This window comes from Streptomyces sp. NPDC101178 (assembly GCF_044767965.1).
Lineage (GTDB): Bacteria > Actinomycetota > Actinomycetes > Streptomycetales > Streptomycetaceae > Streptomyces.
The window spans coordinates 367,636-381,726 of the sequence record NZ_JBIWOZ010000003.1; the positions used below are offsets into that span (position 1 = coordinate 367,636).

Here is a 14,091-nt window from a genome sequence, read left to right on the forward strand (position 1 = left end):
AGCATGTACGGCTACGACCAGAACCCTGGTGCTCAGCAGCAGATGGGTCAGATGGGCCAGATGGGGCAGATGGGCGGCGGCTACGGGGAGCAGCCGCTGTATCCCGAGCCCTCCCCGCCCTCCCTGGCCGACGCGGTACGGGCCTTCACCACCGGCTCCCTCTCCGCCGAGGACTTCCAGCAGATCTTCGCCACGTCGAAGGTCTACTGCCCGCGCGGCGACAACCCCGGCTTCCTGGCGCTGCACAACACCCAGCAGCCCGTGATCCCGATGTTCACCACGCTCAAGGAGCTGCGGCTCTACGCGGGCAAGGAGTCCAAGTACTTCGTGATCACCGGCGCCGAGGTGATCGACCTGCTGCCCACGGGATACGGCTTCGTCCTGGACATGGAGGGCGACCACCGGATGGTTTTCGACGCCAAAGCGGTCGAACAGATGGTCGACTTCGCGATGCGGCGGATGTACGGCTAGGGGGTTCCGGGTCCGCGCGTCGCCGGCCTGCGGACTTCTTGTCCGCGCGTCGCTGACCTGCGGACTTCTTGTACGGGTGAGGGCCTGCGCCGCTTCCGGCGCGGGCCCTCGTGCTGTCCGTAACGGTGTCCGGGCGTCCTCGTCGGCGGGCCGGGAATGCCGTACGCCTTGCAGGATGTTCACCATTCAACTAAATTCGTTGCAGCAGACTCGCCCGGAGGTGGCTCCCATGCCCGCAGTGACCGTCGACAACCCGCTGACCCTGCCCAAGGTGGCCGCTTCGAGTGACGCCGTGGCCCGTCCCGTGCTCGCCGTCACCACGGCGCCGACGGGGTTCGAAGGCGAGGGCTTCCCGGTCCGCCGCGCGTTCGCGGGGATCAACTACCAGCACCTCGACCCGTTCATCATGATGGACCAGATGGGTGAGGTGGAGTACGCCGCCGGTGAGCCGAAGGGCACGCCCTGGCACCCGCACCGCGGCTTCGAGACCGTCACGTACCTGATCGACGGCACCTTCATCCACCAGGACTCCAACGGTGGCGGCGGCACCATCGAGAACGGCGACACCCAGTGGATGACCGCCGGGTCGGGACTGCTGCACATCGAGGCGCCGCCGGAGTCGCTGGTGATGTCCGGCGGGCTCTTCCACGGCCTCCAGCTCTGGGTGAACCTCCCCAAGGCCGACAAGATGATGAACCCGCGCTACCAGGACATCCGCGGCGGCGCGGTCCAGCTCCTCGCCTCCCCGGACGGCGGCGCGCTGCTCCGGGTCATCGCCGGTGAGCTCGACGGGCACCAAGGCCCCGGCATCACCCACACCCCGATCACGATGATCCACGCCACCGTCCGGCCGGGCGCCGAGGTGACCCTGCCCTGGCGCGAGGACTTCAACGGACTCGCGTACGTCCTGGCCGGGCGCGGCACGGTCGGCCAGGAGCGCCGGCCGATCCGCCTCGGGCAGACCGCGGTGTTCGGCAGCGGCGGCTCGCTGACCGTGCGCGCGGACGAGAAGCAGGACGGGAACACCCCGGACCTGGAGGTCGTCCTTCTCGGCGGCCGCCCGATCCGGGAGCCGATGGCGCACTACGGGCCGTTCGTGATGAACAGTCAGGCCGAGCTGAAGCAGGCCTTCGAGGACTTCCAGGCCGGCCGCCTCGGCACGGTCCCGGCGGTCCACGGCATGTGACATCGCGGCGTACGGTTCGCCCGGCGTCCTTTATGACGCCCCGTCACCCATACGGTGGCGGCGGGCGGGCCCGCCGACGTACGGCGTGATCGGGTGGGAGGGTGTCTGCTTCCAAGCCTCTCCTGCCCGACGGCGCCCGTCGCACGGCCGCCTGGTGCGGTGTCGTCCTGCTGGTCGTGGGCGTCGCGGCCGTCGGGGTCTGGCTGGTCGTCGCCCTCAAGACGGCGGTCACACCGGTGCTGCTGGCCCTCCTCGGCACCGCCCTGCTCGGCCCCGTACACCGCTGGCTCATCGCCCGCCGCCTCAACCGGTCGCTGGCCGCCGGGCTCACCTGCGCGGCGCTCGTCGCGGTGGTGGGCGGCGCCGGGTACATCGTGGTCACCGTCCTCGTCGACTCCGGCGACCAGATCGTCCGCTCCCTGAAGGACGCCGGACAGTGGGTCGTCGACCACCTGGACATCGGCGGCAACACCGATGTCGACAGCCTCGCCGACAACGCCAGGAACCTGGTCGAGAAGTTCGGCGCGAGCGCCGCGGGCGGCCTGCTCAGCGGGATCAGCCTGGTCGGCACGCTGGTGGCGACCAGCGTGCTGGCGCTGCTGCTGACCTTCTTCTTCCTCCGCGACTCCGACCGGGCGGTGGACCTCGCGCACGCGGTGGCCCCGCGCGGCACCGGTGACCTGGTGGAGGCGATGGGGCGCCGGGCGTTCGAGGCCGTCGAGGGGTTCATGCGCGGCACCACGTTCATCGCGCTGATCGACGCCGTGTGCATCACGGTGGGCCTGCTGATCCTGGATGTGCCGGGTGCGGTGGGGCTGGGCGCGCTGGTCTTCGTCGGCGCCTACATCCCGTACCTCGGCGCCTTCCTCTCCGGCGCCGTCTCCGTGCTGGTCGCACTGGCCGACCGGGGGCTCGTGATCGCGCTGTGGGCGCTGGGGGTGGTGCTCGCGGTCCAGGTGCTGGAGGGCCATGTGCTCCAGCCGATGATCCAGAGCCGTACGGTGCAGATGCACCCGGCGATGATCATGATCGCGCTGACGGCGGGTGCGAGCGTGGCCGGCCTGATGGGCATGCTCCTGGCCGTCCCGATGTGCGCGGCGGCGTTCGGAGTCCTGGGCGAGCTGCGCCGCCGCAATGCCAGCCCGTCCGGCGTTTGAGGACGGAACCGTTACGGGGGAGGCCCCGCAGCCATCAGGGCCCCGGGCCCCTCACAGCGCCCCCAACTCCCCCGGCTCCGCCGACTCGTACAGCTCGAACCAGATCGACTTCCCCTCCCCCCGGGGATCCACCCCCCACGCGTCCGCCAGCATCTCCATCAGCACCAGCCCCCGCCCGCTGGACGCCATCTCCCCAGGCCGCCTCTTGTGCGGCAGCTCGTCGCTCGCGTCGGCCACCTCCACCCGCAGCCGCCGCTCACCCCGGTCCCCGGAGACCTCCGCCGCCATCAGCGCGTCACCGTCCGTGTGGACCAGCACATTGGTGGCCATCTCCGAGACCATCAGGACCGCCGAGTCGACCTGCTCGGGGTCCTTCCAGTCGTGCAGCAGCTCCCGTACGAGCTGGCGGCCCACCGAGATCCGCTCCGGTTCGGCCTGCGCGATCGTCAGGACGCTGCGCCGGGCCGGCGTCTCCGGCGCCCGTACGCTCTCCCGCCGCAGCACCAGCACCGCGATGTCGTCCTCGCGGCGGTCCGCCAGCGGCCCGGTCGTGTAGTGCGAGGTCGGCCCGTGCACGGCCTGGACCAGGGCGTCCGCCATCTCCTCCAGGTCCTCGGTGGGCTCCTCCAGGACCGGGCGCAGCCGGCCCCAGCCGGTGGCCATGTCGTGGCCGCCGGTCTCGATGAGGCCGTCCGTGCAGAGCATGATCGTTTCTCCGGGCTCCAGGACGACCCGGGTCGTCGGGTAGTCGGAGTCCGTCTCGATGCCCAGCGGCAGCCCGCCCGCCGTCTGCCGGATCACCGCCGTGCCGTCCGCGCTCACCACCACCGGGTCCGGGTGGCCCGCCCGCGCGATGTCCAGCGTTCCGGCATCCGGGTCCACCTCCGCGTACAGGCAGGTCGCGAAACGCGGCGCGGAGGGCTCGTCGTCGCTGGCCACGCCCTCGTACGCGTCGGTCAGCCCGGTGAGGAAGCGCGAGGCCCTCGCGAGCACGGCGTCCGGGCGGTGGCCCTCGGAGGCGTACGCGCGCAGGGCGATGCGGAGCTGGCCCATCAGCCCGGCGGCCCGTACGTCATGGCCCTGCACGTCACCGATGACCAGCGCGATCCGGCCGTTGGGCAGCGGGATCATGTCGTACCAGTCGCCGCCCACCTGGAGCCCGCCGCCGGTCGGCACGTACCGCGCCGCCACCGTCATGCCGGGGATGTCCGGCCCCAGCGTCGGCATCATCGACCGCTGGAGGCCGAGCGACAGCTCCCGTTCGGTCTCCGCGACCCCGGCCCGGGCCAGCGCCTGCGCGAGCATCCGGGCGACCGTCGTGAGCACCGCGCGCTCGTCCGGCGAGAACCCCACCGGGTGCTGGAACCCGGCCATCCACGCGCCCATCGTGCGGCCGGAGGAGACCAGCGGCAGGTACGCCCAGGACTGCCGGCCGAAGCGGCGGGCGAGCGGCCAGGTGGCCGGGTAGCGGCGGCGGTACTCCTCGGGGGAGGGGAGGTAGATGGCGCGGCCCGTACGGACGACCTCGGCGGCCGGGTAGTCGGTGTCCAGGGGCATGTCGGTGAACGGGTCCTCGTCCGCCGCGCCCTGCCCGTGGTGGCCGATGATCGTCAGCCGCTCCCCGGCCGAGCCGAAGACCGCGAGGCCGTCCGGCGAGAAGCCGGGCATGGAGAGCGACGCGGCGACCCGCAGCACCTCCTCCGTGGACCGGGCCTCCGCCAGCGCCCGCCCGGCATCCAGCAGGAACGCCTCCCGGGACCTGCGCCAGTCGCCGGTGATCGGCGTGTGGGCGGCGTCGGTGGAGCCCGGCTGCGGCTCGGCAACCTCCTGGAGGGTGCCGATGAGCACGTAGTTCTCCAGCTCCCCGCCCCTCGCGACGACCGGCTTGGAGCGACTGCGCACGGTACGCAGCACCTTCCCGCGTTCGTCCACGATCCGCAGCCGCGCCTCGGCCAGGGTGCCCTCGGCGACGGCCAGGTTCACGACCCCGTAGATCTCGTTCCAGTCGACCGGGTGGAAACGGGAGCGCACCGCCGCCTCCCGGTAGCTGCCGGGCTCGGCGGGCAGGCCGAGCAGCCGGGCCGCCTCCGCGTCGAGCGTGACCGTGCCGGCTGCGTTGTCCCAGCGCCACAGGCCCGTCGCGATCGCGGCCAGGACTTCCTCGGTGCGCATTGCCCCACTTTAGGAAGATGTGCTCTCCGCACGCCACCGAGAGGCAGCCGAGCGCGGGCCCGGGCCGGGGGCGGGCGGCAAAGGGAAATGAAGAGGTGCGGCGCCGGGCGGTAGCCTGGGGTGGCTCATTCGACCCCCAACCGCGAAGACTGGATGAACGACGATGCATCGGTACAGGTCCCACACCTGCGGCGAGCTCCGCGCCTCTGACGTCGGCACCGACGTCCGGCTGAGCGGCTGGCTGCACAATCGCCGAGACCTGGGCGGCATCCTCTTCATCGATCTGCGCGACCACTACGGTCTGGTGCAGCTCGTCGCCCGCCCCGGCACCCCCGGCAACGAGGCCCTGGCGAAGCTGACCAAGGAGACCGTCGTCCGGATCGACGGCAAGGTCTCCGCGCGCGGCGCCGAGAACGTCAACCCGGAGCTGCCGACCGGTGAGATCGAGATCGAGGTCACCGAGGTCGAGGTGCTCGGCGAGGCCGGCCCGCTGCCCTTCACGATCAACACCGAGGACGGCGTCAACGAGGAGCGGCGGCTGGAGTACCGCTTCCTCGACCTGCGCCGTGAGCGCATGCACCGCAACATCCTGCTGCGCTCGGCCGTGGTCGCCTCCATCCGCTCCAAGATGGTGGCGCTCGGCTTCAACGAGATGGCGACCCCGATCCTCACCGCGACCTCCCCCGAGGGCGCCCGTGACTTCGTCGTCCCGTCCCGGCTGAACCCCGGCAAGTTCTACGCGCTGCCGCAGGCCCCGCAGCAGTTCAAGCAGCTGCTGATGATCTCGGGCTTCGACCGCTACTTCCAGATCGCGCCCTGCTTCCGCGACGAGGACGCCCGTGCGGACCGCTCGCCGGGCGAGTTCTACCAGCTCGACGTGGAGATGTCGTTCGTCGAGCAGGAGGACGTCTTCCAGCCGATCGAGAAGCTGATGACCGAGCTCTTCACCGAGTTCGGCAACGGCCGCGAGGTCACCTCGCCGTTCCCGCGCATCCCGTTCCGCGAGTCGATGCTGAAGTACGGCAACGACAAGCCGGACCTGCGCGCCAAGCTGGAGCTCGTCGACATCTCGGACGTCTTCGCCGACTCCGGGTTCAAGGCCTTCGCCGGCAAGCACGTCCGCGCGCTGCCGGTCCCGGACACCGCGGGCCAGTCCCGCAAGTTCTTCGACGGCCTCGGTGAGTACGCCGTCGAGCACGGCGCCAAGGGCCTGGCCTGGGTGCGTGTGGGCGAGGACGGCACGCTGGCCGGTCCGATCGCGAAGTTCCTCACCGAGACCGACGTCAAGACGCTCACCGAGCGCCTCTCGCTGGTCCCAGGCCACGCGGTCTTCTTCGGCGCCGGCGAGTTCGACGAGGTCTCCAAGATCATGTCGGCCGTCCGGGTCGAGGCCGCCAAGCGCGCCGGCCACTTCGAGGAGGGCGTTTTCCGGTTCTGCTGGATCGTCGACTTCCCGATGTACGAGAAGGACGAGGAGACCGGCAAGATCGACTTCTCGCACAACCCCTTCTCGATGCCCCAGGGCGGCCTGGCCGACCTGGAGGAGAAGGACCCGCTCGACATCCTCGCCTGGCAGTACGACATCGTCTGCAACGGCATCGAACTGTCCTCGGGCGCCATCCGTAACCACGAGCCCGAGCTGATGCTCAAGGCGTTCGAGATCGCCGGTTACGACCGCGAGACCGTCGAGCACGAGTTCGCGGGCATGCTCCGTGCGTTCCGCCTCGGCGCTCCGCCGCACGGTGGCATCGCGCCGGGCGTCGACCGCATCGTGATGCTGCTCGCGGACGAGCCCAACATCCGCGAGACGATCGCCTTCCCGCTCAACGGCAACGCCCAGGACCTGATGATGGGCGCACCGACCGAGCTGGACGAGTCCCGGCTGCGCGAGCTGAACATCCAGCTGCGGAAGCCGGTCGCGGCGAAGGGCGCAGGCACGTCGGAGAAGCCCGCCGAGAAGTAGCCCGCACGGTCCCGCTCTGCGGATGTTTCACGTGAAACAGCCCCCGATCACCCGATCGGGGGCTGTTTCGTTGCGGGAGCGCGCGAGCCGGTGACGGGCGGGCGACCCGGTACAGCCGGATGGCCCCGGTTCGGGTTCGGCCGGGCCGGGTGCGGCAAGGACTGGCACCGAGACACCTCTCTCGCGCCGCGTGCCACCCCGTCACGCCGTTCGCCGTCACCCGAGGAGCCCGCCACCGTGTCCGTCCCGCTCCGCCCGCCCTCCCTGCTCGCCGCGCCGCTCCTCGTCCTGGCCCTGCTCCTCACCGGCTGCACCTCCGGCCCCGGCTCCACGAAGGCCCCCGTGGGTGCTCCCGGGCAGGGCGCCCCTGGCCCGGAGTCCGACGCCGCCTCCGTACGCCGCTCACCTGCCTCCGAGGAGCCGACGCCGAGCCCGGCCGAGATTCCGGGCCTCGGGCCGCAGACCCGGGCGGAGATCCCCGAGGAGGCCCGGCAGGCGTTCGTGGTCACCGGTGAGGACGAGGACGCCAACCGGTCCAGCGCGGTGCTCTACAGCCGCGAGGACCCGGCGGAGGGGTGGGCGCCGGTCGCCGGGCCGTGGGACGCGCACAATGGCATGGAGGGCTGGACCGACCACCACATGGCGGGCGACCTGCGGTCCCCCAGGGGCGTCTACTCCCTCACCGACGCGGGCGGCCGCCTCCCTGACCCGGGCGCGCTCCTCCCGTATGACGAGCACCCACGGTTCGCGGTGGATGGCGAGGGCTTCTTCGGTGAACCGCTGGAAGGGTCCTTCGACTACGTCGTGGCGATCAACTACAACCGCGTCGAGGGCGTCACCCCCCTAGACCGCGACCGCCCTCTCGGCCTCGAACGCGGTGGCGGCATCTGGATCCACGTCGACCACGGCGGCCCCACCCAGGGCTGCGTCTCCATCCCGGAGGAGCACATGGAGGAGCTGCTGCGCGCCTTGGACCCGGCGATGAACCCGGTGATCGTGATGGCGGACGCGGAGTCGCTGGGGCGGTGATCTGGGAGACGGGCGAGGATCCTGGCCGTACGCTGAAGGTGTTTCCCGGTACGAGTGACCCGGTGGCCCGGTGCAGGAGGAGGTCGTTGTGAGCGGGGTCGAGGACCGCGTCCTGACGCAGGACGTCTTCGAGGATCTGGCCCGTCACGCCGTACGCGCGGAGGAGGCGCTGCGGCTGGAGTTCGTGAACGGGAAACTGGGGGTCAAGGCTGTGCCGGACGGGGACCACGGGCGGATCATCGAGTGGCTGACGCGTCTGTGCATGCAGGCAGATCCGAGCCGGTGGCTCTACGCCGAGCAGGGCCTGCGCATCGAGGCGTATCGCAAGGGCAACGCCCGACCCGACGGCAGCTTCGCCCCCAGCGGCACTTTCGCAGGCCAAGGCGAATGGGCCAGCCCCGACGGCGTCCTCATGGTCGTCGAGGTCACCTCGTACGACGAGGACACCGACCGCCGCGACCGGGTCGAGAAGCCCCGCGCCTATGCCGAGACCGGTATCCCCGTCTACCTGCTGATCGACCGCGACACCTGCGAGGTGAAGGTCCACTCGCAGCCCGACGGCGTGCGCTACGAGCAGGTCGTGACGGTGCCTTACGGAAAGACCGTCACCCTCCCCGACCCGGTCGGGATCGAGCTGGACACCGAGCCGCTCAAGAACTGGACACGCTGACCCGACGCCGTACGCGAGGAGCCCGGGACCATGAAAGTGGTCCCGGGCTCCTCGTGTGCGTACTACGCCGGCTTCTCCTCCAGGCGGGGGAACAGCACCGCGCCCTTCGTCACCGTCGCGCCCGCGGGCAGGGTGCCCCAGGCGCCCGCGTCCTGGACCCTCTGGTCGGCCAGGGCGCCCAGGGACTCCTCGGCGCCCAGGGACTCCCACAGGCTCTGCGAGGTCTCCGGCATCACGGCGTTGAGCAGGACCGCGACACCGCGCAGCGACTCGGCGGCTGTGTACAGGATGGTCGCCAGGCGGGCCTGGCCCTCGGGGGTGGTGTCCTTGGCCACCTTCCACGGCTCCTGCTCCGTGATGTAGCCGTTGACCTGCTTCACGAAGTCGAAGATCGCCAGGATGCCGGACTGGAAGTCCAGCTCCTCGCCGATCTTCGAGTCGGCCGTGGCGACGGCCTTCGCCAGGCCCTCCTGCACGGCCCGCTCGGCGTCACCGGCGGCCGTGGCCTTCGGCAGCGCGCCGCCGAAGTACTTGCCGACCATCGCCGCCACGCGCGAGGCGAGGTTGCCGTAGTCGTTGGCCAGCTCGGAGGTGTAGCGGGCGGAGAAGTCCTCCCAGGAGAACGAGCCGTCGCTGCCGTACGCGATGGCCCGCAGGAAGTACCAGCGGTACGCGTCCACGCCGAAGTGCGAGGTCAGGTCCTGCGGCTTGATGCCGGTCAGGTTCGACTTCGACATCTTCTCGCCGCCGACCATCAGCCAGCCGTTGGCGACGACCTTGCCGGGGAGCGGCAGGCCCTGCGCCATCAGCATCGCGGGCCAGATCACCGTGTGGAAGCGGAGGATGTCCTTGCCGATCAGGTGCACGTCCGCCGGGAACGTACCGTCGAACTTCTCCTGGTTGGCGCCGTAGCCCACGGCCGTCGCGTAGTTGAGCAGCGCGTCGATCCACACGTAGATCACGTGCTTGTCGTCCCACGGGACCGGAACGCCCCAGTCGAACGTCGAGCGCGAGATCGACAGGTCCTGCAGGCCCTGCTCGACGAAGTTCACGATCTCGTTGCGCGCCGACTCGGGCTGGATGAAGTCCGGGTTCGCCGCGTAGAACTCCAGCAGCTTCGGGCCGTACGCGCTGAGCTTGAAGAAGTAGTTCTCCTCCTTGAGGAGCTCCACCGGCTTCTTGTGGATCGGGCAGAGCTTCTGTCCGGCGAAGTCGCCCTCGCCGTCGAGCAGGTCGCCCGGGAGCTTGTACTCCTCGCAGCCCACGCAGTACGGGCCTTCGTAGCCGCCCTTGTAGATCTCGTCCTTGTCGTACAGGTCCTGCACGAACTCCTGCACCCGGTCGGTGTGCCGCTTCTCCGTCGTCCGGATGAAGTCGTCGTTCGCGATGTTCAGGTGCTCCCAGAGGGGCTTCCACGCCTCCTCGACGAGCTTGTCCGCCCAGGCCTGGGGAGTCACGTTGTTCGCCTCGGCCGTGCGCATGATCTTCTGACCGTGCTCGTCCGTGCCGGTGAGGTACCACACCTTCTCGCCGCGCTGGCGGTGCCAGCGCGTGAGCACGTCGCCTGCGACGGTCGTGTAGGCGTGGCCCAGGTGAGGAGCGTCGTTGACGTAGTAAATGGGGGTCGAGACGTAGTACGCCGTCGCCCCCTGCTTCTCGGATCCAGTGGCCGCCATGGTCGAAATCCTAACGGTCGGTTGAAGATCCACTCACATCGATAAACCTCGCTACGGCAGGGCCCTCCGATGGAGTCGCCGGCGGAGCCGCCGGTGGAGAGCTTTGCGAAACATCCCCTCCCGTAATGGTTCCCCCAGGAAAGTCGCATCCTGGGAGGGAGCGGACAAGCGTGCACGAGGCAGGGGACATCACCATGCGGGTACTGGTCGCCGAGGACGAGGAGATCCTCGCTGAACTGGTCGCGACCGGGCTGCGCCGGGCCGGCTTCGCGGTCGACACCGTCTACAGCGGGGACGCGGCCCTCGCCTACCTCGGGCTGTACGACTACGACGTCGTCGTCCTCGACCGCGACCTCCCGCGCGTCCACGGCGACGACGTGGCCCGCCGGCTGGTCGCCTCCGGTTCCCGCACCCGGATCCTCATGCTGACCGCCTCCGGCTCCATGGAGGACCGGGTCGCCGGGCTCGACCTCGGTGCCGACGATTACGTCAGCAAACCATTTGAGTTCCCGGAGCTGGTCTCCCGGGTCCGTGCCCTGCGCCGCCGCAGCGCCAGACCCGTACCGCCCCAGCTGGAGCGGCACGGCATCCGGCTCGACACCGTACGGCGCTCCGCGCTTCGGGACGGCCGCGATCTTGACCTCTCGCCCAAGGAGTTCACCGTGCTGCAGCTGCTCCTGGAGGCCGACGGCGGGACGGTCAGCGCCGAGGAACTGCTGGAGCGGGCCTGGGACGCCAACGCCGATCCGTTCACCGGCGCCGTACGCGTCTGCATGAGCAAACTCCGCGCCAAGCTCGGCGAGCCCGCGCTGATCCGCACCGTCCAAGGCGTCGGGTACGCCCTGTGAGGGGCCCGGGGCGGCTCCGGTTGCGGCGGCTGGTGGAGGCGTCGTCGCTGCCGCACTCGACGATCAGGACGCGCATCGCCCTCGTGTACGGCGGGGTCTTCCTCGTTCTCGGCACCGCGCTGCTCGCCACCGTCAACGTGGCCTCCCGCGCCGGTACGGACTCCGAGGCGCGCGCCATCGCCTCCACCGCCGTGGTCGTGCCGCCCGGGTACACCGTCAACGGCCCGTTCATCGCCCGCAGCTCGCTCGGCGCGCCCACCGCGTACGAACTCACCGACCACGTCAGTGACGCGGCGAGCAGGCAGCACATGTACTGGTCGATCGCCGCGCTCCTGGTGATGACGGCGGGCGCGGTCGGCGTCGGCTGGTGGATCGCCGGACGGGTGCTCCGGCCCGTGCACGCGATGACGGCGAAGGCCCGCCGGCTCTCGGAGCGGACGCTGCACGAGCGGATCGCCTCCAGCGGGCCCGATGACGAGCTGAAGGAGCTGGGCGAGACGCTGGACGCGCTGCTGGCCCGGCTGGAGAAGGCGTTCGACAGCCAGCGCCGGTTCATCGCCAACGCCTCGCACGAGCTGCGGACCCCGCTCGCCACCCAGCGCGTGGCGATCCAGATCGGTCTGGACGACCCGACGCCCGATGACCTCGTCCGCACCCGCCAGACGCTCCTGGACACCAACCGGCGCAGCGAGCGGCTCATCGAGGGGCTGCTCGTACTGGCCCGCAGTGAACGGGGGCTGGCCGCCGACGAGCGCGAGGACGTCCGGTTCGACCGGGTGGTGGCGGAGGAGACGGCCCGGCGGCCGGGGGCGGACGGCCGTCCTCCGGTGAGCGTCCAGGTGGTGGCCTGTCCGGTGCGGGGCAACCGGATGCTGCTGTCCCAGCTGGTGTCGAACCTGCTCGCCAACGCGCTCACGTACAACGTGCCGGGCGGTTCGGTGGACGTCTCGCTGAGCGGTGACGGCGTCCTGGTGGTGCGCAACACCGGGCCGGTGGTCTCCGAGGCCGACATCGCGGGGTTCTTCGAGCCGTTCCGGCGGGGCGAGGGCCGTGACCGGATGGGGCCGGGGTCCGGGCTCGGGCTGTCGATCGTGCGGTCGATCGCGGTGGCCCACGGAGGCACGGTCACGGCGCTACCGGGCCCGGAGGGCGGCGGTCTCGCCGTGACCGTACGGCTGCCGGTCGATCAGCCCGTCGCTCAGCCCTCGGAGCGCTCTTCGCGCGCGGCGAGCCAGGCCGGGAGTCCCGCGAGGATCTCGCGGTAGAGCTCGGCGTCCGCGATCGCGCGCGGGGCCGGACCGGCATGGAAGAAGGCGGCGTTGGGCGCGCCCAGCTTCCGCAGGAAGTCGAAGCCCTTCCCGTCCTGCTCGCCGAACGCGACGAACTGGAAGAACAGCGGCAGCCGCGCCGCGTCCGCCAGCGCCTGGCGGGCGGACTGCTTGGCGTCCGGCGGGCCGTCCGTCTGGAAGATCACCAGAGCCGGGCAGGCGTCCTGCGCCTTCTCGTGGTGCGCCACGATCTCCTCGACCGCGCGGTGGTAGTTCGTCCGGCCGAGGCGGCCGAGACCGGCGTTCAGCTCGTCGACGCGGCCCTCGTGGGCGGCCAGCTCGATCGTGCCGGTGCCGTCGACGTCGGTCGAGAAGAAGACGACGGGCACGGTGGCGGTGGCGTCCAGGTGGGCGGCGAGCGCGACGGCGCGGTCGCCGAGATGCTGGGCGCTGCCGTCCTTGTAGAACGGCCGCATGGAGCCGGAGCGGTCGAGCACCAGGTAGACGCGGGCGCGCAGCCCGGTCAGCCCGTGCGCCTTGAGCGCCGCCTGCGCCGCCTTGTACGGGGCGACGAGCTGGGGCGCGCGCGAGGTGACGCGGGTGAGGGGGGTGGCGGGCCTGGGGGCAGGGGCAGTCTTGGGGGTCCTGATGGGCGCTGCGGTTGCCGTGGAGGGCTCGGCTGCCGCCTCGTTGACCTCGGTGGGGGTGGAGGCCTTCGGGGCGGCTTCCGGTTCCGTCGTTGCCGCTGCGGGGGCTTCCTCGGCGGCGTGCTCGGGGGTTGCCTCCGGAGTGGCGGCGGGGGCGGCGGGCTCGGCCTCGGTCGCACGGGCCGGCTCGGCTTCCGCTTCCGGCGCGGGTGCGGGTGCGGGGGTCGGCTCCTCGGCCGGCACCGGGGCGAGATCGAGGTCGAGGTCGATCGTGATCGGGTTCGGCACCGCGGCGGGTACGGGCTCCTCGGCCTTGTCGGGCTCGACGACGGGCTCGGCCGCTTCGGCGGCGGGCTCCTCCACCGTGACCGGCTCGACGACGGGCTCGGGGACGGTCTCCGCCTTCGGCTCGACGACGGTCTCAGCGGCGGGCTCGGCAACCGGCTCCGCCTTCGGCTCGGCGACGGTCTCCGCGACCGGCTCCGCCGCAGCCTCCGCCTTCGGCTCGGCACCCGGCTCAGCGGCGGCCTCCGGCTTCGACTCGGCCACAGGCTCGACGACCGGCTCGGCAACCGGCTCCGCCGCAGCCTCCGCAACCGGCTCCGCGTCCGGTCCCGTCCCCTGCGCCGGGACCGTCGGCGAGGCGGCGGAGGAAGGCGTCGGCTTCTGCGCGGCTGCCTTGTCGAAGGCCGCGGCCACCAGGTCCGCCGCACCGGCGTCACCGTCGGTGGTCTCCGCAACGGGTGAAGAGGGCGCCGGGATCGAGGCCTTGGGCTCCGGCGCCTTCGGCCCGGACACCTCAGGACCGGCCGGCGAAGCGGTCTCCGCCGAAGCGGCCTCCGGCTCCGTGGACGGGGTGCGCTCGGCCTGGGGCGGGACGGTGGCCGTGGTCGGCTCGTCCTGCTCCGTGCGGCCGAACACCTTACGCAGCAAGCTCCGAATGCCCATGGGCGAGGCCTTTCGCATGAGTTGGGTGCGGGGAATGTCCGACCTGAGCGATATCA

Annotated in this window: 11 protein-coding genes; 8 read left to right on the forward strand and 3 right to left on the reverse strand. The window is 71.2% G+C overall.

The features are described from left to right. Positions 1-3: 3 nt before the first annotated feature. From ACIRR8_RS10190 to ACIRR8_RS10200, 3 genes are all read left to right on the forward strand, one after another. On the forward strand, positions 4-471 hold the full coding sequence (locus tag ACIRR8_RS10190; RefSeq protein ID WP_007447855.1) for an SseB family protein: 468 nt from the start codon (positions 4-6) through the stop codon (positions 469-471). Positions 472-700: 229 nt separating this feature from the next. After that, positions 701-1,657 carry a pirin family protein gene (locus ACIRR8_RS10195; RefSeq protein WP_404061522.1) on the forward strand — a complete coding sequence of 319 codons (957 nt, stop codon included), beginning with the start codon at positions 701-703 and terminating at the stop codon, positions 1,655-1,657. A 101-nt stretch (positions 1,658-1,758) separates the two neighbouring features. After that, positions 1,759-2,814, forward strand: coding sequence for an AI-2E family transporter (locus tag ACIRR8_RS10200; RefSeq protein WP_404061525.1), 1,056 nt, complete (start codon positions 1,759-1,761; stop codon positions 2,812-2,814). Between the two features lie 51 nt (positions 2,815-2,865). Here the strand turns inward: ACIRR8_RS10200 and ACIRR8_RS10205 are convergent, their stop codons facing one another. Then, a complete protein-coding gene (locus ACIRR8_RS10205; RefSeq protein WP_404061528.1) occupies positions 2,866-4,986 on the reverse strand; it encodes a SpoIIE family protein phosphatase in 2,121 nt (706 codons plus the stop codon). Between the two features lie 163 nt (positions 4,987-5,149). On the opposite strand from ACIRR8_RS10205, the gene aspS reads away from it, so the two are divergent. The 3 genes from aspS to ACIRR8_RS10220 all read left to right on the forward strand — a co-directional run bounded on the left by aspS (position 5,150) and on the right by ACIRR8_RS10220 (position 8,648). Next, positions 5,150-6,949, forward strand: coding sequence for an aspartate--tRNA ligase (gene aspS, locus ACIRR8_RS10210; protein ID WP_404061531.1), 1,800 nt, complete (start codon positions 5,150-5,152; stop codon positions 6,947-6,949). 237 nt (positions 6,950-7,186) lie between these two features. Beyond that, entirely contained in the window at positions 7,187-7,978 is a 792-nt protein-coding gene (locus ACIRR8_RS10215) for a L,D-transpeptidase family protein (protein WP_404061534.1), read from the forward strand. Between the two features lie 88 nt (positions 7,979-8,066). Further along, positions 8,067-8,648: a Uma2 family endonuclease gene (locus ACIRR8_RS10220; RefSeq protein ID WP_404061537.1), complete on the forward strand. Its 582-nt coding sequence runs from the start codon at positions 8,067-8,069 to the stop codon at positions 8,646-8,648. Between the two features lie 62 nt (positions 8,649-8,710). On the opposite strand, the gene metG is transcribed toward ACIRR8_RS10220, so the two are convergent. Then, complete coding sequence (metG, locus tag ACIRR8_RS10225; protein WP_404061539.1) at positions 8,711-10,324, reverse strand: methionine--tRNA ligase; 1,614 nt, start codon at positions 10,322-10,324, stop codon at positions 8,711-8,713. Positions 10,325-10,518: 194 nt separating this feature from the next. Here metG and ACIRR8_RS10230 point away from each other — a divergent pair, with 194 nt between their 5' ends. Together ACIRR8_RS10230 and ACIRR8_RS10235 are read left to right on the forward strand one after the other, a co-directional pair. Then, positions 10,519-11,172, forward strand: coding sequence for a response regulator transcription factor (locus ACIRR8_RS10230; protein ID WP_404062552.1), 654 nt, complete (start codon positions 10,519-10,521; stop codon positions 11,170-11,172). After that, positions 11,169-12,437, forward strand: coding sequence for a sensor histidine kinase (locus ACIRR8_RS10235; RefSeq protein WP_404061541.1), 1,269 nt, complete (start codon positions 11,169-11,171; stop codon positions 12,435-12,437). The genes ACIRR8_RS10230 and ACIRR8_RS10235 overlap by 4 nt, the downstream gene beginning before the upstream one ends. Here the strand turns inward: ACIRR8_RS10235 and ACIRR8_RS10240 are convergent. Then, positions 12,371-14,035: a VWA domain-containing protein gene (locus ACIRR8_RS10240; protein ID WP_404061545.1), complete on the reverse strand. Its 1,665-nt coding sequence runs from the start codon at positions 14,033-14,035 to the stop codon at positions 12,371-12,373. The genes ACIRR8_RS10235 and ACIRR8_RS10240 overlap by 67 nt on opposite strands. Between the last annotated feature and the right edge of the window lie 56 nt (positions 14,036-14,091).